The following is a 21,378-nucleotide window of genomic DNA, read 5'->3' on the forward strand; positions in this document are numbered from 1 at the left end:
GGCAGGCGACGTGCAGGAAATGCACAGAAATAGACCTGTCACAGCAGTCACATCTGTTTCTTTTGTCCCACGGGGTCGGGTACGGTGGCGACGTGATCACATTCGACAAGGTCAGCAAGACATACCGGACGTCCACCCGGCCTGCATTGCAGGACATCTCGGTCGAGATCGAGAAGGGCGAGTTCGTCTTCCTCATCGGGCCCAGCGGCTCGGGCAAGTCCACTTTCCTGCAGCTCATGATCCGCGAGGAGGAGGTCGACACCGGAGACCTCCATGTCGCCGACTTCCACGTCAACACCCTGCCCAAGCGCAAGACCCCGCAGCTGCGGCAGAAGATCGGCTACGTCTTCCAGGATTTCCGGCTGCTGCCGAACAAGAACGTCTACGACAACGTCGCCTTCGCCCTCGAGGTCACCGGACGGCGTCGCGACGCGATCGGGAAGTCGGTCCCCGAGGTGCTGGACATGGTCGGTCTCGCGGGCAAAGGCCAGCGGATGCCCGACGAGCTCTCCGGCGGTGAGCAGCAGCGCGTCGCGATCGCGCGCGCCACGGTCAACCGTCCACTCGTCCTGCTCGCCGACGAGCCCACAGGCAACCTCGACCCGGACACCTCCGCCGAGATCATGGCCCTGCTCAACCGCATCAACCGCGGCGGCACCACGGTCGTGATGAGCACCCACGACGACGTCGCCGTCGACTCCATGCGTCGCCGTGTCCTGGAACTGTCCAACGGGAAGCTCGTCCGCGACGACGCCCACGGCATCTACGCCGTCGGACGCTAGGGAACGACAGGGAACAGAAGGAACACGACCATGAAGATCCGTTTCGTCCTCAAGGAAGCCTTCGCCGGGCTGACCCGCAACGTGACCATGACCGTCGCGATGGTCATCACCACCGCCATCTCGTTGGCGCTGCTGGCCACCGGTGTGCTGATCACCAACATGACCGCCGACACCAAGGAGCTCTACCTCGACCGGATCGAGGTGATGGTCCAGCTCGACGACGACATCTCCGCCAACGACCTCGACTGCTCCAGCGACGTCTGCAAGGACATCCGGGACACCCTCGAGGCCGACGATGACGTCGAGTCGGTGACCTACCGCAACAAGGACCAGAGCTACGAGCGTTTCGTCGAGCTCTTCGGGCAGTCCGACCCCGTCCTCGTCGAACAGACCTCGCAGGACGCGTTCCCCGCCGCGCTGCACGTCCGCCTCGCCGACCCGTTGGACACGACGCCCATCGACGAGATCGCCGAGAAGCCCGGCGTCGCGACCGTCGTCGACCAGCAGGACGACCTGCGCGGGGCGACGCAGAACCTCGACGCCGTGCGCAACGCCAGCTTCGTGCTCGCCGCCGTGCAGGCCGTCGCCGCGGTGTTCCTGATCATGAACATGGTGCAGCTGGCGGCGTACTCCCGACGGCAGGAGACCAGCATCATGCGCATGGTCGGTGCGACCCGCTGGTACACCCAGGCGCCGTTCATCCTCGAGGCGATGCTGGCGTCGCTCATCGGCTCCCTGCTATCGGTGGGGGCGCTGCTGCTGGGCAAGAGTTTCCTGCTGGACCAGGCGCTCGGCTCGCTGTATGACGCGAACCTCATCGCACGCATCACCGCCACCGACATCTGGCTGGTGGCGCCGTTCGTCATCGTCGCCGGCGCCCTGGTGGCCGGGGTGACTGCGCAGGTCACACTGCGCTGGTACGTGAAGAAGTAAGCGGGTAGACTTCGTCGGGCTATGGCGAAGAAGAGCACACCGGTGGATTCCGGACGGAAAAAGGGCGAGAAGGCCGCCAAGTCGGGCAAGACCGGCAAGGCCGGCACGAAGAACGGCGGCCCGCTCGTCGTCGCCACCAACCGCAAGGCCCGCCACAACTACCGCATCCTCGACACCGTCGAGGCCGGCGTCGCTCTCGTCGGAACCGAGGTCAAGGCACTGCGTGAGGGCAAGGCGTCGCTGGTGGACGCCTTCGCCACCGTCGACGACGGTGAGGTGTGGCTGCGTAACCTCCACATCCCCGAGTACACGCAGGGGACGTGGACGAACCACGCGCCGCGGCGCGTCCGGAAACTCCTGCTGCACCGCGGCGAGATCGACTCGCTGATGGGCAAGGTCCGCGACGGCAACAACACACTGGTCCCGTTGCAGCTCTACTTCGTGTCGGGGCGTCTGAAGGTCGAGCTGGCGCTGGCCACCGGTAAGCAGGACTACGACAAGCGCCAGGACATCAAACGACGGACCGAGGAGCGCGAGGCCACCCGCGAGGTGGGCCGCCGGATCAAGGGGATCACCGGCTGAGTCACCGTGGTACCGGCGGGGTTGACTGGGGTAACTCGCCCGAACTAGAGTGAGTCATCCTGCCATCGCCGAGCTTTCCGGTGGTGGGGTGCACTACCGACGACAAGTCGTAAAAGGGGTCGATCAGGTTTCGACTTCGTGCATTGAGCCAGGGGAAGCGTGCCGGTGCAGGCTGGAGACCACCGTGAGCGTCGCAGCAACCTATAGGCGCCGAGAAGAACACTCAGCGCGACTACGCCCTCGCTGCCTAATCAGCGACCGCGTGTCTGTCAGCCCGGGTAGGTCCCTGACCCGGTCACTGGCATCAGCTAAGGGACTTGACGCCACCGTCCTGTCGTTCGGGCGGGTGGCGGACATTTCAGGACGACTGGGCTCATCATCCGGGCACGTCCGCATGACCCGGAGAGCCGAGCAGAGATGACCGCGGACTGCGCACGGAGAAGCCCTGGCGAGGTCGCGAAGGACCCGGGTTCAATTCCCGGCGGCTCCACGGAAAGTCCCCCTGACCTGCATTCGCGGGGACGGGGGACTTTTGTTTTGGGGTGGGGCGCTCCGGGGGAGTGGATGTGCTTATAATCCTGTTGTCGTTTCATGCCGGAGTCTGTCAGCCCATCCCAGGAGTACCTGTGCGCCTTTTCCGCCGTCACCGCCGTTCCGGTGTCCGATCCGTTCTCGGCGCGGCGGCGGCAACCGTCGCCCTCGCCGTCGTCGGGGCTCCGGTGGCCTCCGCCGTCGGTTTCTCCACCGGTATCGTGGCAACTCCCGCTGTCCCGAGGTGTGAGCCGGACATCGTGGTCATCGTTCCCGGCGGCGGCCAGTCGGCGCCGGGGATGCCCGACAATCTGCCGGTCGGGGCGTACACCTCGGACCTCGGCGCGATGCTGGAGACCTTCGGGACATCGACGACCAGGACGGTCGCCTACAACGCCGTCCCGTTCGTCTCCACGGCCTACACGCAGATCCAGGCCGACGGCATCGCCAAGACCCGTCAGCTCATCGCCGCCACGGCAGCCCAGTGTCCGTCCTCCACCATCAGCCTGACCGGCTACTCCCTCGGTGCGGACGTGGCGTCACGCGTGGCGGCGGACATCGGCCACGGGCGCGGGCCGATCACCGCGGAGAAGTTCGGCTCCGCCGCGGTGATCTCCAGCCCCAACCGCGGTGCCGGCTCCGCAGAGGGCGGTTCCGCCCGCGGCGGCGAAGGTGTCTTCGGTGCCCTGCCCGACGGCTACGGTGAGGTCACCGACCGGGTGATGGACGTCTGCTCCGCCGCGGACTACATCTGCAACTCGGACGACCGGACGAAGAACACCCGTGGGCGCGCCGAGGCGATCACCCAGATGACGGCCCTGGAGCAGGGCCTGACCGGAAGTTCGGACGTCCGTGGCGTGGACAACCGCAGCATGGTCGCCGAGGTGCCCTTCGGGCTGGCGCCGGGGCAGTACGCGCATGTCTCGAGCTACGGCGGCAACGGTGGGGTCAACCCCGCCTACGGGTTTCTGACCCGGCACTTCTGACGCTCCGGTAGGGCAGTCTCGTGCTGTCCGGGGTGGGGTGGGCCGCGCCTCGACGAATTGTCGGTACAGTCTGAACAAAGACAATGGTGAGGAGTGGGACTGTGGTGGTTGAGACTCGACGGCGTAACGCCTACGACCGTGAAACTGTCCTACGTACCTGTGTCGAGGTCTTCAACCGTCGTGGTTACGAGGCCACCAGTATGGGGATGCTCGCCAAGGAGCTGGGGATATCGAAGGCGGGTATTTACCATCATGTGACGTCCAAGGAGGAGATCCTTGAGGTGGCCTCGGACCGGGCTCTCGCGGGCCTGGAGTCTGCCAGGCACCGGTGCGAAGCGCTCGAGGGGACGTGGAGCGAGAAGCTTGCGTATCTGCTGCGAGAGTCGGTCAGGTTGGCCATTGATGACCGACCGTACGTAGCGCTGCTGCTCCGTCTGCGGGGCAATTCGCCGGTGGAGACTGCCGCACTCGCGCGGCGACGTGAGTTGACACGTTTCGTGGAGGATCTGATGGTTCGCGCACAGGAGGCGGGGGAGATCAGGAGCGATGTCGATGCCCGACTTCAGGCGAGGCTTCAGCTCGGCATGGTGAATTCCGTTGTCGAGTGGTTTGCCTCGGAGGGGGATACCGGTGTCGGGGCACTGCAGGACAATGTTGTGCAGCTGGTTTTTCGGGGGATCGCCACGTAGTTGGTGACTCAGCTCATGTTTTGTGTAGGATATCGATCATCCCACCTACCGACCGAACGGTCGGCAGGGAAAGGGGAGTCCCCCACTGCGAGAAGAGATGGTGAGCATGACTGCGCTGATCACGAACCGCGTCGCCGGCGGCGGTCCGGAACTGGACATCGAATACGCCTCACGTGACGAGATCACGGCATTACAGATAAACAGGGCGAAAGCCACGCTGCGGCACGTGTACTACAACGTTCCTCACTACCGGAAGGCCTTCACTGACCTCGGTGTTCACCCGGATGACTTCCGGGAGATGGCGGATCTGGCGAAGTTCCCGATGACCGAAAAGGAGGATCTCCGACAGAACTATCCCTTCGGCATGTTCGCGGTACCCCAGGAACAGATCGCGCGTGTCCACGCCTCATCGGGGACGACGGGACGTCCCACCGTCGTCGGGTACACCCACAAGGACATCGAGACATGGTCAGAACTCGTCGCACGGTCCCTCCGCGCCGGCGGGATGCGTCCCGGTGACAAGATCCAGGTTGCCTTCGGCTACGGTCTGTTCACCGGTGGCCTCGGTGTGCACTACGGAGTCGAGAAGCTCGGTGCCACGGCCATCCCCACCTCCGGGGGAATGACGGAACGCCAGGTCCAGATCATCCAGGATTTTGAACCCGATGGCATCATGTGCACGCCGTCGTACATGCTCAACATCGTTGATCGGATGATGAAGGAGGGTATTGATCCCTCGGAGACCTCGATCCGTGCCGGAATCTTCGGGGCGGAACCCTGGACAGCGGGCATGCGCGATGAACTGGAGAATGTCATGGGTATCACTGCCACTGACATTTATGGCCTGTCTGAGGTGATGGGGCCTGGTGTCGCCCAGGAGTGCGTCGAGACCCGGGACGGGTTGACGATCTGGGAGGACCACTTCTACCCGGAGATCGTTGACCCGGAGACAGGGGAACAGTTGCCGGACGGTCAGGTCGGTGAGCTCGTGATCACCTCGCTGACCAAGGAAGCGTTCCCCGTGATCCGTTATCGTACCCACGACCTCACCAGGTTGTTGCCGGGGACAGCCCGGTCGATGCGCCGGATCGACAAGATCCTCGCCCGCAACGACGACATGATTATCCTGCGGGGGGTCAACTGCTTCCCCTCCCAGTTCGAGGAGATCATCACCGAACACGCGGACCTGCGGCCGCGGTACCAGTGCGTTCTGGAACGCAGTGGACGCATGGACACGTTGACCATCAAGGTCGAGGCCGTCGCGGGGATAGGCGAGAACAACCGGGATGATGCCGCAGCCTGGCTGACCCGCGAGATCAAGAACCGCATCGGGATCTCGACGGCGGTCGAGGTCCTCCCGGAGCTTGACACCGGTGAGGGCAAGGCTAAGCGACTGGTCGACAACCGGCCGAAGGCGTAGGGGAGGACAGCCGTAGTCTGATCGGTATCACGGGGCAGCTTCCGCTGTTGCTGTCCACGCCCGGTGTCCCCGGATGCCATCCGGAGCGGTCCGGAATGTGCCTATGTTCATTCAGGACTTTCTGAGATAATGAAAATAATATCTTTCATTATCTGGAAAGGGTTCACATGGGACTGTTTGATCGCCTTCGTCATAGCTCCGGGAAGAAGCCCACGCCGCCGTCCGTGGAGTCCTCTCCGTCATCGTCTGTGGGCGCCGCCGTGACTGGCACCGAGACACTGGAGTCTGTTCCTGGTTCAGCTCCTGCCGATGTGGAGCGAGCAGCTTCAGGTTTGACGATGACGCCGGAGTTCCGGGCCGCGCTGGATCATCTTCATGCGGGTCATCACGTGTTTCTTACCGGCAAAGCAGGAACGGGTAAGTCTACGCTGGTCCGGCACTATCTGGAGACCACCGGCAGACGCACGATCACCGTGGCGCCCACGGGCATCGCCGCATTGAATGTTGACGGCTACACCATCCACCGGCTGTTCTCATTCCCGAAAGGGGTATCCGCACAGTTCGTCCGCAGCCCGGGGTACCGGCCGGGACGATTCAGTAAGGTACTCGCCAGTATTGACACCCTCATCGTCGACGAAGTCTCGATGGTGCGGGCGGACCTTTTCGATGCTCTCACCGCCGCACTCGAGCGTTTCGGCCCCCGGCCTGGAACCCCGTTGGGCGGGGTCCAACTGGTGCTTGTGGGAGATCTCTACCAGCTGCCGCCTGTTGTCAACGATGTAGAGGTGGCGTGGATCGAGGAGAACTTCGGTACTCCGTTCTTCTTCTCTGCCCACTCTTTCGATCCCGGCACGTTTCCCGTGGTGGAGCTGGGGACCGTGTTCCGGCAACAGGGTGACGACCGCCTGGTGTACCTGCTGAACGCCGTGCGCGAAGGTTCGCTGCTCGAGGAGACCCGCGCTGAGCTGAACAGGTGCACGAGACCGGAGTTTGAGCCTGCGCTCGACGAGTTCTGGTTGACCCTCGCCACGACCAACCGCATCGTCAGAGCCCGCAACCGGCAGATGCTCGAGCGACTCCCTGAACCATCGCAGGTGTTCGATGCGACGGTCACTGGAGACACCGACGGATTCGAGTGTCCTGCCGACGATCCGCTGGAGATCGCCGTCGGTGCCCAGGTCATGATGTTGAACAACGATCCCGCAGGCCGCTGGGTCAACGGAACGCTGGGCAGGATAACGGCCATCGAAACTGACCGAGAAGGCCCGTTGGTCACCGTACTGCTGCGGGACGGTCACAGCGTGCAGGTGCGGGAGCACACCTGGGAGATCACGCGTCCGGGCGTACACGGAGGGGCGCTTGTCCACGAGACCGTCGGGTCTTTCACCCAGCTCCCGATGAAGCTGGCCTGGGCGATCACGATTCACAAGTCGCAGGGGCAGACCCTGGATAGGGTGATCGTGGATCTGACCGGTGGCACTTTCGCCAACGGCCAGCTGTATGTGGCTCTGTCACGCTGTACGAGCCTCGAAGGGCTTGTCCTGAAGCGGGACGTCCTCCCCAGGGACCTGAAGACCGATATGCGGGTGCGCCGCTATCTTGCCACGGGTACCACGCAGACCGGGAGCCCGGGGGAGGCGTACCTGTCTGTGCTCACGGTGGGGACGGACGGCCGTAACTGGCGTCCACGCCCCGTCGAGATCGCGGTGGTGACTGACGACGGCGACGAAGTGAGCACTGTCGTCAATCCCACCAGCGATCTCTACTCGGCCAGCACCGAATACGGCATCACGACCAGAGACGTCCAGCTTGCTCCACTGTTGAAGGAGGCATGGCCGGCGATCAGTTCGCTGCTCGCCGGCCGGGTCCCGGTGGGGGTGGACGTGGACAGGCAGCTCTCGTATATCGATGTCGAGCTCAAGCGGAACGGTGTCGTGGAGCCTGTCCCGTTGGGCATCGACGTGCCGCTGTCTCTTCTCGACACCGGTGAAAGGGGTCGGCTTACGTCGTCGACGGCGCTTGAGCGAGCCCGTGCAGTCCGCGACGCTGTGCAGCGCCTGTGCAGGGGCGGTACCGAGTTTCCGGGCACTGGCACCGCATTCCGGGAGATCGCCTATGGGCAAGGCTACCTGCTCTCACGGACAACCGGTCCTGAAGGAATCTCGGAGCCGGACGCCTTTGTTGTGGGAGGAAACCTCGCCGCTGAAGATGATGCCGCGGAGGTTCTCGCAGGTTTGCTGCGCGAGGCGTGGACACGGGTGCATCACCCGGACGAGTCCGTTGTCAACCGGATACGCGCGGTAGAGCGGCACTACGGGGTGAGCGTCCTGCCGAATGATGTGGAGTTGAGCGGGGCAGTTGACGTGGATACCGTACTTGTGCCGGGAGCGAGGATCTGTTTCTCCGGGTCTGTGAACTCCCCTGTCCACGGTGAGCTGTCCAAGTCCGACCTTCACGAGATGGCCGACGCCCGGGGTCTCGTTGCAGTCCAGACCCTCACCAAGAGCAAGACCGATGTGCTCGTCGTCGCTGAAGCGGGGACACAGTCGAAGAAAGCCAGGGACGCTGCCCGGTGGGGTAAACCCGTTGTCGTCGTCGAGGAGTTCTTGACCTGGGCAGGGAGGGAATGACTCCCCCGAGGGGTCGCCACCTACACCCGCAGATCACCCTTTTCCACGGACTTCGGAACTGCCCAGGCGGCCAGGAACGAGATGACACACACAATCGCCAGGTACAGGCCGATCATCCAGGACTGTCCTGTCGAGTCGAGCAGTAGCTGTGCGATCAACGGTGCGAAAGCCCCGCCGATGACGGAACCGATCGCGTAGCCGATCGACGTGCCGGAGTAGCGCACGCGGGCGGGGAACATCTCGGCGTAGAGTGCCGGCTGGGGTGCGTAGCACGGCCCCAGTGCCATACCCAGGATCACCACCGCGAGGATGAACATCCCGGTGTCTCCGGTGTCGATCAGGGACCACATCGGAACCAACCAGGCGATCAGCAGGGCATAGCCCACCATGAAGGTGACGCGTCGTCCGATACGGTCGGACATCCACCCGCCGAGGAATGTGAAGACCAGCCAGACGGCACCGCCGCACAGGGCCACGACCAGTGTGGAGGTTTTCGTCATCCCCAATTCCGCCGTCCCGTAGGAGGAGAAGAACGCGATGATCATGTAGCCCACGGCGTTGGTGCCGGCGAAGATCAGTGCCGCCAGGACAACCCCTCGCCAGTGGTGCCGGAAGAGTGAGCTCAGCGGTGCAGAGGCCTCTTTCTTGCGGGTCTGCATCTCCACGAAAACCGGGGATTCGTCCACGGAGCGTCGGATCACGTAACCGGTCAGGATCAGGATGATGGAAGAGAGGAACGGGATCCTCCACCCCCAGGAGAGGAAGGCGTCGTCGGACATTGAGGTGGTCAGCACCATCATGAAGGTGGTTGCGAGGATGAGACCGAGCGGGACACCGATTTGTGGGTAGGCGCCGAACCAGCCCCGCTTCTCCCGTGGTGCGTGTTCGACGGCCATCAGGGCAGCACCTCCCCACTCACCACCCGCGGACAGCCCCTGCAGGATTCGGAGCAGGACGAGCAGGATGGGGGCACCGACTCCGATCGAGGCGTAGGTGGGCAGGAGTCCGATCAGCGCGGTGGCCAGCCCCATCCCGACGAGGGTGAGGACGAGGAGGAGCTTTCGCCCGTAGCGGTCTCCGAGGTGACCTGCGATCACGGCGCCGAGGGGGCGGAAGAGGAAACTGATACCCAGCGACGCCCAGGAGAAGATCTGGGCGAGGGTGCTCTGGGAACCCACGGGTTCGAAGAACAGCGGTGCGAAGACGAAGGCCGCGGCCTGTGCGTAGATGAAGAAGTCGTACCACTCGATCGTGGTTCCGACCATTGTGCCGGCGAGGACACGACGTTCTTCTCTGCGACGTTCGGGGGAGCGGACCTCGTTCGGACCGCTGGTGGGCACGGCAGGATTGACGGGGTCGGGCGCAGGCATGGCGCCCGGGGTGAGTGTTGCCACGGGGGACTCCAAGGGGATTCGGTGGAGAGCAGACGTGTACAGCTATGACGGGGAGAACAGGTGCTACTTCAGGGTGACGACGCGTGAGGTGCCGCGGAACTGTGCGATGACGTGACCGTCGCAGGTGAGTTCGACATCGGTGATGCCGTTACGGCCCCAGGTATCTGACTGGACGGCGTGGCCGCGGATACGTTGTCCCTCTTTGCCGGGGGCGATGTAGTGCATGGTGTTGAACGCGGCGACGGCCGCCCGGCCACCGGAGTTGCAGGCTCCGGCGAACAGGGAGTCGGCGAAGGCGTAGAGGAACCCTCCCTGGGCGTTGCCGTGGCCGTTGCACATTTCCGGGCGCAACGTGAATTCGCCTTCACAGACTCCCTCGGAGAGCGACGTGATCGTGATACCGAGGAAATGGGAGGCGCGGTCGTCCCGGAACATACCCCGGACCCAGTCGAATGCCGGCTCGTCGGCGACGCCTGGGGCGAGGATGGTGTCGGGGGTGGTCTGCAGGGTCGTCGTCGCGGGGCTCATTGGTCTCCCCAGTTCGCGTAGGTGGTGTCTTCCTTCTCCACGAGAGTCAGCACGTCGTAGGTGGCGACGATGTCGCCGTCCTGGTTGGTGATCAGGGCATCCCAGCAGACTTCCCCGTAGTCATCGGTGACGCGCGGGGTGATTCGCTTCGCCGTCAGAGTGACGCGAATTGAGTCATCGTAGGTGACCGGGGTGACGAACCGGAGGTTCTCGAGTCCGTAGTTCGCGAGGACAGGCCCGGGGGAGGGCTCGACGAACAGGCCGGCGGCCCAGCTGACGAGGAGGTACCCGTGGGCGACTCGACGGGGGAAGAACGGGTTCGCAGTAGCCGCAGCCTCGTCGGTGTGGGCGTAGAAGGTGTCACCGGTGGTGTCGGCGAAGTACTGAATATCTTCCAGCGTCACGGTACGGGGTTCGGAGACGAGCTGGTCTCCGATCTGAAGATCGGCCAGTGATTTCCGGAAAGGGTGGGTACTCCTCCCCGCGTCGATGTCCTCGCGGGTGACAGTGCGCACGGCCGCCCCCCGCACCCATTCGCCGGTGACCGCGGTGAGATGGTCCGGGGAACCTTGCACAGCGGTGCGCTGCATGAAGTGCTTGATGCCGCGGGTGCCGCCGAGTTCCTCTCCTCCGCCGGCACGGCCGGGGCCGCCGTGGACGAGGACGGGCAGCGGTGATCCGTGACCGGTCGAGGTTTTCGCGTCCTGCCGGTTGACCAGGTGGAGACGACCGTGCATGGGGGCGATACCGCGCGCGACGACCGCGGCGGTGCCCATGTCGTTCGTGACCAGGGACGCTACCAGGGATCCACGGCCGAGGTTCGCCAGGTCGATCGCTTCGTTGATGTCGCCGTCGGCGTAACCGATGATGGTGACGACGGGGCCGAAAGCCTCGGTGTCGTGGACGGCAGAGATCCGTGCATCGTCGACGGAGAGGATGGTGGGGGAGAAGAAGGCACCGCCCTCCCCTCCCTCGGGTGCCCCACCGCCGAGTCGGACGGTCGCGCCGGCGTCGACGAGGGTCTGGACGGCTGCGGCGACGTCGGACTGCTGAGTCCTGGAGACCAGAGGGCCCATCGTGGTCCCCTCTTCGCGGGGGTCGCCGAGGACGACCTTGTCAGTGAGACGTGTGGCGAGGGCGTCGACGACGTCATCGAGGAGAGCGGACGGCACGATTGCACGGCGGACGGCGGTGCACTTCTGCCCTGCCTTCGCAGTCATCTCGCCGAACAGGACCCTGATGTAGGCGTCGAACTCCGGTGTGTCGGGCGAGGCATCCGGTGCGAGTATCGCCGCGTTGAGGGAGTCGGCCTCCGCAGAGAAACGCAGGCCGTGGATCTGGACCGCGTCGGAGCTACGGAGGAGGCGGGCGGTGTCGGCAGAGCCGGTGAAAGCGAGGTGGTCCCGCTCATCGAGGTGGTCGATGAGATCCCGGCCCCCGCCCGCGATGATCTGCAGCGAACCCGCCGGGAGCAGGCCGGACTCAACCATCATCCGGACACACTCGACGGTGACGGGCGCCGTCTGGGTGGCTGGTTTGACGATGGAGGGCACCCCCGCGACGAAGGCCGGGGCGAACTTCTCGAGCATGCCCCAGACCGGGAAGTTGAAGGCGTTGATCTGCGCTGCCACACCTGGGACAGCGGTGTAGATGTGACGGGCGACGAAGCTGCCGTCCTTGCTCAGCGTCTCGACGGGGCCGTCGGGGATGATGTTGGTGTTGGGGAGTTCGCGGCGTCCCTTCGACGAGAACGCGAAGAGTGTCCCGATGCCGCCGTCGATGTCGATGAGGTTGTCGCGACTGGTCGTTCCGGTAGCGAAGGACAGTTGGTAGAGGACGTCCCGACGCTCGTTGAGGTACAGGGCGAGATTCTTGAGGATCAGTGCCCGCTCATGTGTGGTGAGGTCGCGGAGACGCTGTTGTCCGACGGTTCGTGCGTGAGCGACGGCTGCTGCGGAATCCACAGGGCCGCCTGGACTGTCGGAGACGGCCTGCGCGGTGACTGAGCCGGTGGAGGCGTCGCTGATGGTTGTGAGGCGTGTGCCGGGAGCAGACGGGTCAGGGGTGACCCACTGGTCGGCGATGTAACTGGGGAGAGTGGTGACGTCGGCCTGTGCAGGTGCGGAAGCAGTCACGGGGGTCCTTTCTGTGATGCTTGGTTACCGAACGATCGGTCGGTTCGGCTATAGTATCGTAAAGGAAAGAAGTGACACAACACACAATGGAAGAGGATGTCGGGTGGACGACGAAATGTGGCAGATCAGGCTGGGGGAGCTCGACGAGAAGATGGGGGTGAAAATCCTCGAGGAGAGCCCGGAAAAGGTGGTTGCGACGATGCCTGTGGCGGGCAACCGGCAGTCACTCGGACTGCTGCACGGTGGGGCAATGGTGGCGCTCGCCGAGGCGGTCGGATCATGGGCGGCTTTGAAGTACGCGTCGCGACAAGAAAAAGCCGTGGTCGGCGTGGATATCAATGCAACGCACCATGCATCCGCGAGAACGGGGGCCGTGACGGCGACCGCCGTTGCGATACGGCTCGGGCGGCGGATCTGCTCCCATGAGGTGACCATCGCCGATGGTGACGGACGTCGCCTCTGTACGGCGCGGATCAGCAACCTTGTTGTGGCCCGCGAGTGACTTCACGTGCCGAGGGGGGCAATTATCCTACATTTGGTTCTTTGTTGTTATGCTGTTTCGCATGTCCAGGATTCAGCCGCGCTCCACATTGCCCGAGCAGGTAGCCGATCAGCTGCGACGGCGTATCGCCTCCGGAGAATTCCCGGTAGGCACACGCATTCCCACAGAACATGACCTGGCTGAGGACTTGGGGGTCAGCCGGAACAGCGTCCGCGAAGCCGTGCGCGCTCTCGTGCACGCCGGGATGCTCGGGGCACGCGCCGGGTACGGCACCTTCGTCACCGCCACCAGTGACCTTGCCCCTACTCTCGCACGACGTGTCGACCAGGACCGGGAACAGGACGTTGCGGAGGTTCGTGCGGTCCTGGAGCGCGAGGGTGCCAGGCTTGCCGCACTGCGGGCAACCGACGTACAGATCGGTGCGTTGAAAGAGGCACTTGTTTCACGTGCCGTCGCCGCCGATGACCATGCCTACGCCGCGGCCGACATCACGTTCCACCGGATCCTCATGGAGGCATCGGGCAACGCCCTGCTGGCGGAGCTCTACCGCGGAGTGGGCGGCAATGAGCAGGCGCTCCTGCATTTCTCCCAGGAGGACATCAACTTCGCTGACCGCCCCACCGCCATCGCTGCCATCGACGATGAGCACACCGCCATCGTCCGGGCTGTCGCCGCCCACGAAGCCGATGATGCAGCAGACGCCGCCACGCGCGCCGTCACGTTGGTACAGGACTACGCCGTAGTCCACGGAACATCACTGGGAGCGTCACACGGCCCGGAACTGGGGGAGGCCGGGAAATGACGGATAACCTCACAGACACCGCCCCTCCGGCTCGTGGTCAGCGCGTTCCCACTGTGCTCATCGTGGTCGGGATACTCCTTGTCGCGAGCAACCTGCGGGCGGCGATCACCACCGTCGGGCCTGTCCTCACCGACATCGAAAGTGATCTGGGCATCTCCTCCTCCGTGGCGTCCTTCCTCGTCAGTCTGCCTCTGCTGGCGTTCGCGTTGGTGTCGCCCCTGGTCCCGCGGTTGGCGCATCGTCTAGGGCTGGAACGCATCATCGTTGTGGGACTCACCGTCCTCGTCACAGGCCTGCTCGTGCGGTCTACACCGCCGATCGCCCTGCTCTGGGTAGGCACACTCCTGATCGGCGTTGCCATCGCTGTTCTGAACGTGGTGCTCCCCGCCCTGGTGAAGCGTGATTTCCCCGCGAAGATCGGTCAGGTCACCGGTGCGTACTCCGCGGTCCAGTCGGGGTGTGCGGCACTCGCCGCCGGAGTAGCGGTGCCGGCGGCGGGGCTGACTGCCGTGGGGTGGCGGCTACCCCTGGGAATGTGGGCGGGCCTCGCGCTGCTGGCCATTGCCGCTGTCCTCCCACAGCTGCGCCGGGGTAGCTCCGAGTCCGCCGTCGTGGCAGCACCGGCTGCTGCGCGGGTCCGGCAACCGGTGTGGCGTCGCGCGCTGGCCTGGCAGGTCGCTGCATTCATGGGGTTGCAGTCCACCGTCTACTATGTCCTGGTCACCTGGCTCCCGTCGATCGAGCAGGACGCCGGTGTCAGCGGGGCAACCGCCGGTTCCCATCTGCTGCTCTTCAATGTCTTCGGAATTGCCGGTAGTCTCGTCTGCTCAGCTCTGCTGGTGAGGCTGCGGGATCAGCGCATCCTCGGGGTCGTCATTCCCGTGACCCTGCTCATCGCCGTCACCGGGATTCTCAGTGCACCCGGGCTGACGGGGATATGGGCCTGTATCGCCGGCATCGGTGGTGGCGCGAGTATCGTGCTCTCGTTGTCGTTGTTCGGACTACGGACCCGACACCACACGGCAGCGGCGTCGTTGTCAGGAATGGCTCAGTCTGTCGGCTACATTCTCGCTGCCCTCGGGCCGGTCGCTGTCGGGGCATTGCATGACGCTACCGGCTCCTGGACACCGGCGCTCCTCATGCTCATTGCCGTGACCGCCGCGATGCTCTGGGCAGGAGTACTCGCAGGACGGGACCGGACGGTGGATTGAGCTGGACCGCCCCGTGCGAGACATCAGGACGGGTACTCGTAGAATCCCCGGCCTGACTTACGCCCCAGCTCTCCAGCACTGACTTTGTCCCGGAGTATCTGTGGCGGGGCGAAACGTTCACCGAGTGTGGACTCCAGGTACTCGGCGATACCGAGTCGGACATCGAGCCCGACGATGTCGGTCAGGGCCAACGGGCCGACAGGATGCTTGTACCCCAGGGTCATGGCGTTGTCGATGTCTTCCGCTGAGGCGACACCTTCCTCGACCATGCGCATCGCTTCCAATGCGATGGCCACGCCGAGCCGTGATGACGCGAAGCCGGGACGGTTCTTCACCACTACGGGTGTCTTCCCCAGGGCCGTGGCCCACGAGGGAGCTCTGTCGGCGAGTTCTCCGGAGGTCGCGTCAGCGATCACCACCTCGATCAGCTTCGAGGCCGGTACCGGGTTGAAGAAGTGCAGACCGCATACGTTCTCGGGGTGACCGGTGACCTGTCCGACGGCGTGCGCGAGGTCGTCGACTGACAGGGACGAGGTATTTGTGGCGAACCATGTGTTCTCCCCGACGACGCGGGCCGCATCGGTGAGGGCGGTGGTCTTGATGCCCATGTTTTCAGGCACCGCTTCGATGACCAGTGTGCTCCCGGCGAGCGCCGACATGGACGCCGACACGCTGAGACGGGCGGCGGTGTCCTCCACCGTTCCCTGGAGCTTTCCGCGCTCTGCTGAGGCTCGGACCTGGTCCACCACCCGGTCGTGGGCGGCCGCGGAGGCGTCGGGATCGGCCTCCACCACGGTGACGGTGGAACCGGCGGTGAGGAAGGCATGGGCGATGCCGGCTCCCATCCGGCCACCACCGATGACTCCTACGGTGTCGGGGATGTGGGGGACGGTCATGTCACTTCTTCTTTCTGTCGATGAAAGCCTGCATGCGGTCGAACTTCTCCTGTGACTCGAACAGGATCGCCTGGGCGAGTTCGTCGACGTGCGGGTGGGCGTCGCGTGGCATGGAGAAGACGCGTTTGGACACCCGGACGGCGAGCGGATCCTGGGTGTCGATGCGTTCGGCGAGCTCAACCGCCGCGTTCATGATGTCGTCAGGATCGTGGAGGGATAGCAGGATACCGTTGGTGAGACACTCTTCGCCGGTGAGGATTCGCCCCGCCAGAAGGATCTCCTTGGCCAGCTGCTCTCCGGTGACCTCTCGGAGCCGCCACAGGCCACCGGCTGCGGCGATGATGCCCAGTCCGGTCTCCGGTTGCCCGAACCGGACCGCCGGGGTGCCGAGGCGGAAGTCCGCGGCAAGCGCGAGTTCTGCGCCCCCGCCGAGTGCGGCACCGTCGACCGCGGCGATGACCGGCATCGGCAGGTTCGCGATACGCTCGAAGATCTGCGAGTTGATCCCCCGCAGGGCATCCTCGCGGCGTCGTTCCCGGAGCTGGGTGATGTCGGCGCCGGAGGCGAAGATCCCCTTCGGTCCGTACCGTCCGTCAACCTGGCATCCGGTGAGGATGAGGGTCCGCGGGCGGGCCTCCAGGTCGGCGCACACGGCGTGGAGATCGTCCACCATCGCCTGGTCGATAGCATTGCGGACCGCGGGACGGTTCATTCTGACTACGGCGTACGTCCCCGTGCCGTGGTTTTCATCGGTGAAGGACAGTGTGGAGAGACTCATGCGTCCACCCGCTCGATGAGGATGGCGGTGCCCTGGCCGACCCCGACACACATCGTGGCGAGGCCGCGGTGCCCGCCGGTCCGTTCGAGTCGGTTCAGCAGGGTGACGATCAACCTCGAACCGGAGGATCCCAGTGGGTGCCCGAGAGCAATCGCGCCACCTGAGGCGTTGACGATATCCTCGCGTCGGTCCAGTCCGAGTTCCCGCATACATGCCAGCGACTGGGTAGCGAAGGCCTCGTTGAGTTCGACGGCGTCGAGGTCCTCGATGTTCCATCCGGCCCTCTCGAGAGCACGGCGGGTGGCGGGCACCGGCCCCATACCCATGATCTCGGGGGCCAGCCCGACCGCCGCATCGGTCACGATGCGTGCCCGTGGAGTGAGGCCGTAGCGGGTACACGCCTCCCCGGAGGCGATGAGCAGGGCAGAGGCCCCGTCGTTGAGGGAGGAGGAGTTTCCCGCGGTGACGACACCGTCCGGACGGACGACCGGACGCAGGGCGGCGAGCCTGTCCAGGGTGGTGTCGGCCCGCGGTCCCTCGTCGGTGTCCACGACGGTCACGGCACCCTTGCGGCCGTGGACGGTGACGGGTGTGATCTCGTCCACGAAGTGTCCTGTGTCGATCGCGGCAAGCGCCTTCGTGTGCGAGTGCAGTGCGAACACATCTGCGTCGGCACGCGTCACCCCTCTGACGTCGGCCACCTCCTCGGCGGTCTCGGGCATCGACAGCGTCCGCTTGTCGACCTCGAGGTGCTTCGGGTTGGTGAAGCGCCAGCCGATGGAGGTGTCGAAGCTGGGCCCCGGCTTGGCCCACGCCGTCGACGGTTTCTCCTGGACCCAGGGCGCCCGGGTCATCGACTCCACGCCGCCGGCGATGACAAGATCGGCGACCCCGGCCGCGATCTTGTGCCAGGCATCCGCCACCGAGCTCATCCCGGAGGCGCACAGACGGTTCAGGGTCATGCCGGGCACATGCTCGGGCCCGCCCGCGAGAAGCCAGGCCATCCGTGCGACGTTACGGTTCTCCTCGCCGGCACCGTTGGCGTTCCCGAGGATCACCTCGTCGACACTGGACGGATCAGCGCCGGACTTTTCCAGGACATCGGAGATCACCGTGGCGGCGAGGTCGTCCGGACGGACGGACGCGAGCGCACCCCCGTAACGTCCGACCGGGGAGCGGCGGGCCTCGATGATGTAGGCGGAGCGGGGATCGAGCTGTGTCGGTGCATTCATGGACGGACCTTTCCGGTGAAGACGGGCCGCCGTTTCTCCTGGAAGGAGCGGAAGCCCTCGGCGTAGTCGGAGGTGTGGGACAGGCGGACCTGGGCGGCACTCTCGAGACGGAGTGCTTCGTGGGGCCCGAGCGCATTGTCAGCGATGGTGGACAGCAATCGTTTGGACTCACGGAAAGCTTCGGTGGGGCCCGTGGCTGCCGTGCGTGCTGCGGTACGTGTCGCGTCCAGGAGCTCGTCGTCGGGCAGCGCCCGGGAGAACAGTCCTTCAGCGACGGCACGGGTGCCGCTGATGAGTTCGCCGGTGTAGATCAGGTCGAGGGTGCGGTGACGACCGAGTCGGGAGAGGAGATAGGCGTGTCCGCCGGAATCGAGTGTCGCCCCGAGTGCCGCGAACGGCGATCCGATCTTGGCGTTTTCCGCGAGGTAGACAACGTCGCAGGCGATTGCGAGTCCTAGTCCGACTCCGAGGCAAGCCCCGTGGACGGCGGCGAATGTCGGCGTGGGGAACTCCTCCAGCATGTGGAGGACCGGTTCCAGGGCGGCGAGGTAGCCGGCGGCGTCGTCGTTGTCCGGGTCGGCACCGGAGACGTCGCGTCCGGCGCAGAAACCGCGTCCTTCGCCACGGAGGAAGAGAGAACGTACCTCACCGCGGAACGCCTGTGCGGTGGCCTTGTCCAGGACAGCCCCGAGGTCAGCGAGGTCATCAATGGTCAGCGCATTGAGCTTCTCGGGCGCCGACAACACGAGTTCCGCGACGCCGTCGCTCACCGTGAGGATGATGGTATTCCCGACATCTCCGACGCTGTGCCCAGAGGGGGATTCTTCGCGCTGGTCAGGCATCGAAGTTCACACTCACAGCGTCGCTGGTCGGCCGGGACTGGCAGGTGAGGATGTACCCGGCATCGACTTCATCCGGTTCCAGGGCGAAGTTCTCGTCCATGTCGCAGGTACCTGACACCAGCTTCGCCCGGCAGGTACCGCAGACGCCTCCGGCGCAGGCGAACGGGACGTCCGGACGTTTGCGCAGCGCGGCGTTGAGAATGGTTTCCCGGGCGGACCGAGGGGAGTCCACTGTGGATGACGAGCCGTCCAGGGTGAACTCGACATTGTAGGTCGGCTCGTTGTCCCTGACCTCGATGACGCGACCCTGCTGACCGTCCGGGCTGGACGGCTTTCCCGTGGTGAACAGCTCGAACCGCACACGCTCCTCGGGGACGCCCCGGTCTTTGAGCTCGTCGCGGGCAAGTTGCACCATGTCGAAGGGACCGCAGAGGAACCACTCCTCCACATCTCCGGCGCGGAGCATCCGGTCCAGCATGAGGGACAGCTTCTCGTCGTCCACGCGTCCGGTGTGCAGGGGGCTCGTCCGGTTCTCGCGGGACAGGATGTGGTGGACCGTGAACCGGTCCGGGTACCGATCCTTGAGGTCGCCGATCTCTTCGGCGAACATCACGTCCACGGTCGACCGGTTGGCGTAGACAAGTTCGAAGGTGGCGTCGGGAGAGCCGGCCAGCGTCGCCGTGGCGATCGCCATGACCGGCGTGATCCCCGAACCTGCGGCGAACGCGACGAGACGGGCCCGTGGATTGTGGTCCAACTGCTCGGAGACCAGTCCGGCGGGGTCGTTCATCGCTGTGGTCCGCACCTTCTGCGTGAAAGCCCCCTGCGGGTTCATCACCTCGATGACGTCGCCGGCGGCCAGGGCTTCGTTGGCCCAGGTGGAGAAGACACCGCCCAGGGTCTTCTTGATCGCCACCCGGATCTCGCCGGGCACCGGGGCGGCGCAGATCGAGTAGGACCGGCGGATCTCGGATCCGTCGATGGTAGCGCGTAGGGCCACGTACTGTCCCGGGACGTAGTTGTAGTCGGCCACCAGGTCGTCGGGCACCGAGAAACTCACTTCCACGGCATTCTCCGTCAGCGGTCTGACCGCAGAGACTGTCAGCGGGTTGAACCGGGCACGGGTGCGGGGGGTCGTTGTTGTCATCAGTGCACCTTGAAGTAGTCGAAGGGTTCGTGGCAGTCACTGCACACGTACAGCGCCTTGCAGGAGGTCGAGGCGAACCGGGTCAGTTCTCGGGTGTTGTGGGACCGGCAGCGGGGGCAGGGGACGTCCGGGCGGTGGAGACCGAGTTGCAGGGTCACCGGACCGGCGGGAGTAGACCGGTGTGTCGGTGGGGCGATGCCGTACTCCGTGAGCTTTCGTTTGCCCTCCTCCGTCATCCAGTCAGTGGTCCAGGCCGGGCTGAGCACGGTCTCTACCTGGATCCGGGAGTGGTCGAATCCGGTGCGCGCCACAGCATCTGTGACATCGGCGGTGATCTGTGACATCGCCGGGCACCCGGAGTAGGTCGGTGTAATCGTCACTGTCACGGAGTCGTCCTCGACAGTGACCTTCCGTAGAATCCCCAGGTCGGAAATGGTGAGCACGGGAATCTCCGGGTCCGTGACCGTTGCTGCGGCAGTCCATGCCAGAGCCTGTGTGTCCGGTGTAGTGGAGTCGGCGGTCACCATGTCGCTCCCGGGTGTTGGCGGGCCAGCGACTGCATCTCGGTGATGATGTAGCCGCGGTGTTCACTGAACCGGCCGGTTCGGGCGTATCCCAGGTCGGCGGCCGCGGGGACGGTGGGCACCGAGAGTCCGGCTTTCTCGATCACCGTCGACAGGTGGGTGTCCACGGCCTCCTTGAGGTCTGACGGCCGGACGATCGCCCCCGGTGACTTCTCGTCCGCCCGGTCGATGGTCGCTGTGTCGGTGAACAGCTCGTCCTTGTACGGCCACATTGATTCCAGTCCCGCCTGTATACGACGGTGGGATTCCTCGGTGCCCAGGCCGAGACGCAGTAGCCACTGGATCGCGTGGTCGACGTGGTAGCTGACCTCCTTGACGGCCTTGTCCGCGATGGGGGCGAGCATGGGGTCGGTGGAGGCGGACAGCCGGGAGTAGAGTTCGCCGGCGTAGAGGCTGAAGATCAGCTGGCGTGCGATCGTGTGTCCGAAGTCCCCGTTGGGTTGTTCGACGAGCCGGCACGAGCGGAAGTCTTCTTCGTCACGGAAGTAGGCCAGATCGTCCTCGGTCTTTTCCCAGGCACTGCCGGCGTAGGTGTAGAGGAATCGGGCGTGGCCGAGGACGTCGAGGGCGATGTTGCCCAGGGCGACGTCCTCCTCCATTTCCGGTGCGCGCGAGATCCACCAGCCCAGGCGCTGGGAGAGGACCAGCGAGTCGTCGGCGAGCTGGAGAGCGTAGTCGGCGATCTCCGGCGAGGCATTCCCTCCGCTGTCCGCGATCATGTCGGTGACCTGTTCGGCGGTGATTGCATCACCGACGGACATGTGGGTGGCGGAG

General features: G+C 65.0%; 20 protein-coding genes and 1 other RNA gene. 11 read left to right on the top strand and 10 right to left on the bottom strand.

The genetic code is table 11. The features are described from left to right. Positions 1–92: 92 nt before the first annotated feature. The 8 genes from ftsE to PQI66_RS15240 all read left to right on the top strand — a co-directional run bounded on the left by ftsE (position 93) and on the right by PQI66_RS15240 (position 8,553). The gene (ftsE, locus tag PQI66_RS15205; protein WP_339999372.1) at positions 93–782 is read left to right on the top strand and encodes a cell division ATP-binding protein FtsE; all 690 of its coding nucleotides are present in this window, start codon (positions 93–95) and stop codon (positions 780–782) included. Between the two features lie 30 nt (positions 783–812). Continuing rightward, positions 813–1,715: a permease-like cell division protein FtsX gene (ftsX, locus tag PQI66_RS15210; RefSeq protein ID WP_339999373.1), complete on the top strand. Its 903-nt coding sequence runs from the start codon at positions 813–815 to the stop codon at positions 1,713–1,715. 21 nt (positions 1,716–1,736) lie between these two features. Further along, complete coding sequence (gene smpB / locus PQI66_RS15215; protein ID WP_339999374.1) at positions 1,737–2,297, top strand: SsrA-binding protein SmpB; 561 nt, start codon at positions 1,737–1,739, stop codon at positions 2,295–2,297. Positions 2,298–2,412: 115 nt separating this feature from the next. After that, positions 2,413–2,790: a transfer-messenger RNA gene (gene ssrA / locus PQI66_RS15220) on the top strand. A gap of 133 nt (positions 2,791–2,923) precedes the next feature. After that, positions 2,924–3,814, top strand: coding sequence for a cutinase family protein (locus tag PQI66_RS15225; RefSeq protein ID WP_339999375.1), 891 nt, complete (start codon positions 2,924–2,926; stop codon positions 3,812–3,814). Positions 3,815–3,915: 101 nt separating this feature from the next. Beyond that, positions 3,916–4,503 carry a TetR/AcrR family transcriptional regulator gene (locus PQI66_RS15230; protein ID WP_339999376.1) on the top strand — a complete coding sequence of 196 codons (588 nt, stop codon included), beginning with the start codon at positions 3,916–3,918 and terminating at the stop codon, positions 4,501–4,503. Between the two features lie 106 nt (positions 4,504–4,609). Next, positions 4,610–5,923, top strand: coding sequence for a phenylacetate--CoA ligase PaaK (gene paaK, locus PQI66_RS15235; protein WP_339999377.1), 1,314 nt, complete (start codon positions 4,610–4,612; stop codon positions 5,921–5,923). 338 nt (positions 5,924–6,261) lie between these two features. Next, the gene (locus tag PQI66_RS15240) at positions 6,262–8,553 is read left to right on the top strand and encodes an AAA family ATPase (RefSeq protein ID WP_339999378.1); all 2,292 of its coding nucleotides are present in this window, start codon (positions 6,262–6,264) and stop codon (positions 8,551–8,553) included. 20 nt (positions 8,554–8,573) lie between these two features. Here the strand turns inward: PQI66_RS15240 and PQI66_RS15245 are convergent, their stop codons facing one another. The 3 genes from PQI66_RS15245 to paaZ all read right to left on the bottom strand — a co-directional run bounded on the left by PQI66_RS15245 (position 8,574) and on the right by paaZ (position 12,610). Beyond that, positions 8,574–9,818: an MFS transporter gene (locus PQI66_RS15245; RefSeq protein ID WP_339999406.1), complete on the bottom strand. Its 1,245-nt coding sequence runs from the start codon at positions 9,816–9,818 to the stop codon at positions 8,574–8,576. Positions 9,819–10,010: 192 nt separating this feature from the next. Further along, positions 10,011–10,475: a hydroxyphenylacetyl-CoA thioesterase PaaI gene (paaI, locus tag PQI66_RS15250; protein ID WP_339999379.1), complete on the bottom strand. Its 465-nt coding sequence runs from the start codon at positions 10,473–10,475 to the stop codon at positions 10,011–10,013. Further along, on the bottom strand, positions 10,472–12,610 hold the full coding sequence (gene paaZ / locus PQI66_RS15255) for a phenylacetic acid degradation bifunctional protein PaaZ (protein ID WP_339999380.1): 2,139 nt from the start codon (positions 12,608–12,610) through the stop codon (positions 10,472–10,474). Before paaZ ends, paaI begins: the two co-directional genes overlap by 4 nt. 115 nt (positions 12,611–12,725) lie before the next feature. On the opposite strand from paaZ, the gene PQI66_RS15260 reads away from it, so the two are divergent. The 3 genes from PQI66_RS15260 to PQI66_RS15270 all read left to right on the top strand — a co-directional run bounded on the left by PQI66_RS15260 (position 12,726) and on the right by PQI66_RS15270 (position 15,125). Further along, positions 12,726–13,112, top strand: coding sequence for a PaaI family thioesterase (locus tag PQI66_RS15260; RefSeq protein ID WP_339999407.1), 387 nt, complete (start codon positions 12,726–12,728; stop codon positions 13,110–13,112). A 61-nt stretch (positions 13,113–13,173) separates the two neighbouring features. Then, the gene (locus PQI66_RS15265) at positions 13,174–13,914 is read left to right on the top strand and encodes a FadR/GntR family transcriptional regulator (protein WP_339999381.1); all 741 of its coding nucleotides are present in this window, start codon (positions 13,174–13,176) and stop codon (positions 13,912–13,914) included. Continuing rightward, positions 13,911–15,125, top strand: coding sequence for a CynX/NimT family MFS transporter (locus PQI66_RS15270; RefSeq protein WP_339999382.1), 1,215 nt, complete (start codon positions 13,911–13,913; stop codon positions 15,123–15,125). The genes PQI66_RS15265 and PQI66_RS15270 overlap by 4 nt, the downstream gene beginning before the upstream one ends. 23 nt (positions 15,126–15,148) lie before the next feature. Here the strand turns inward: PQI66_RS15270 and PQI66_RS15275 are convergent, their stop codons facing one another. From PQI66_RS15275 to paaC, 7 genes are all read right to left on the bottom strand, one after another. Continuing rightward, a complete protein-coding gene (locus PQI66_RS15275; protein ID WP_339999383.1) occupies positions 15,149–16,021 on the bottom strand; it encodes a 3-hydroxyacyl-CoA dehydrogenase family protein in 873 nt (290 codons plus the stop codon). Position 16,022: 1 nt separating this feature from the next. Beyond that, a complete protein-coding gene (locus tag PQI66_RS15280) occupies positions 16,023–16,799 on the bottom strand; it encodes an enoyl-CoA hydratase/isomerase family protein (RefSeq protein ID WP_339999384.1) in 777 nt (258 codons plus the stop codon). Beyond that, on the bottom strand, positions 16,796–18,031 hold the full coding sequence (locus PQI66_RS15285; protein WP_339999385.1) for a thiolase family protein: 1,236 nt from the start codon (positions 18,029–18,031) through the stop codon (positions 16,796–16,798). Before PQI66_RS15285 ends, PQI66_RS15280 begins: the two co-directional genes overlap by 4 nt. Beyond that, on the bottom strand, positions 18,028–18,801 hold the full coding sequence (locus tag PQI66_RS15290; RefSeq protein WP_339999386.1) for an enoyl-CoA hydratase/isomerase family protein: 774 nt from the start codon (positions 18,799–18,801) through the stop codon (positions 18,028–18,030). The genes PQI66_RS15285 and PQI66_RS15290 overlap by 4 nt, the downstream gene beginning before the upstream one ends. 64 nt (positions 18,802–18,865) lie before the next feature. Beyond that, on the bottom strand, positions 18,866–20,020 hold the full coding sequence (gene paaE / locus PQI66_RS15295; protein ID WP_339999387.1) for a 1,2-phenylacetyl-CoA epoxidase subunit PaaE: 1,155 nt from the start codon (positions 20,018–20,020) through the stop codon (positions 18,866–18,868). After that, complete coding sequence (paaD, locus tag PQI66_RS15300) at positions 20,020–20,547, bottom strand: 1,2-phenylacetyl-CoA epoxidase subunit PaaD (RefSeq protein ID WP_339999388.1); 528 nt, start codon at positions 20,545–20,547, stop codon at positions 20,020–20,022. Before paaD ends, paaE begins: the two co-directional genes overlap by 1 nt. Next, positions 20,541–21,365, bottom strand: coding sequence for a 1,2-phenylacetyl-CoA epoxidase subunit PaaC (paaC, locus tag PQI66_RS15305; protein WP_339999408.1), 825 nt, complete (start codon positions 21,363–21,365; stop codon positions 20,541–20,543). Before paaC ends, paaD begins: the two co-directional genes overlap by 7 nt. Positions 21,366–21,378: the final 13 nt, after the last annotated feature.

Origin of the sequence: Corynebacterium sp. USCH3 (assembly GCF_037619475.1) — a bacterium.
GTDB lineage: Bacteria > Actinomycetota > Actinomycetes > Mycobacteriales > Mycobacteriaceae > Corynebacterium.

Bases quoted from the DNA above. Each gene is read 5' to 3' on its own strand.
- PQI66_RS15245 (WP_339999406.1), bottom strand. From the start codon at position 9,818: ATGGTCGGAACCACGATCGAGTGGTACGACTTCTTCATCTACGCACAG.
- ftsX (WP_339999373.1), top strand. From the start codon at position 813: ATGAAGATCCGTTTCGTCCTCAAGGAAGCCTTCGCCGGGCTGACCCGC.
- PQI66_RS15240 (WP_339999378.1), top strand. From the start codon at position 6,262: ATGACGCCGGAGTTCCGGGCCGCGCTGGATCATCTTCATGCGGGTCAT.
- PQI66_RS15270 (WP_339999382.1), top strand. From the start codon at position 13,911: ATGACGGATAACCTCACAGACACCGCCCCTCCGGCTCGTGGTCAGCGC.
- paaC (WP_339999408.1), bottom strand. From the start codon at position 21,365: ATGTCCGTCGGTGATGCAATCACCGCCGAACAGGTCACCGACATGATC.
- paaE (WP_339999387.1), bottom strand. From the start codon at position 20,020: ATGACAACAACGACCCCCCGCACCCGTGCCCGGTTCAACCCGCTGACA.
- PQI66_RS15260 (WP_339999407.1), top strand. From the start codon at position 12,726: ATGTGGCAGATCAGGCTGGGGGAGCTCGACGAGAAGATGGGGGTGAAA.
- PQI66_RS15275 (WP_339999383.1), bottom strand. From the start codon at position 16,021: ATGACCGTCCCCCACATCCCCGACACCGTAGGAGTCATCGGTGGTGGC.
- paaK (WP_339999377.1), top strand. From the start codon at position 4,610: ATGACTGCGCTGATCACGAACCGCGTCGCCGGCGGCGGTCCGGAACTG.
- PQI66_RS15285 (WP_339999385.1), bottom strand. From the start codon at position 18,031: ATGAATGCACCGACACAGCTCGATCCCCGCTCCGCCTACATCATCGAG.
- PQI66_RS15280 (WP_339999384.1), bottom strand. From the start codon at position 16,799: ATGAGTCTCTCCACACTGTCCTTCACCGATGAAAACCACGGCACGGGG.
- paaI (WP_339999379.1), bottom strand. From the start codon at position 10,475: ATGAGCCCCGCGACGACGACCCTGCAGACCACCCCCGACACCATCCTC.
- smpB (WP_339999374.1), top strand. From the start codon at position 1,737: ATGGCGAAGAAGAGCACACCGGTGGATTCCGGACGGAAAAAGGGCGAG.
- PQI66_RS15265 (WP_339999381.1), top strand. From the start codon at position 13,174: ATGTCCAGGATTCAGCCGCGCTCCACATTGCCCGAGCAGGTAGCCGAT.
- paaD (WP_339999388.1), bottom strand. From the start codon at position 20,547: ATGGTGACCGCCGACTCCACTACACCGGACACACAGGCTCTGGCATGG.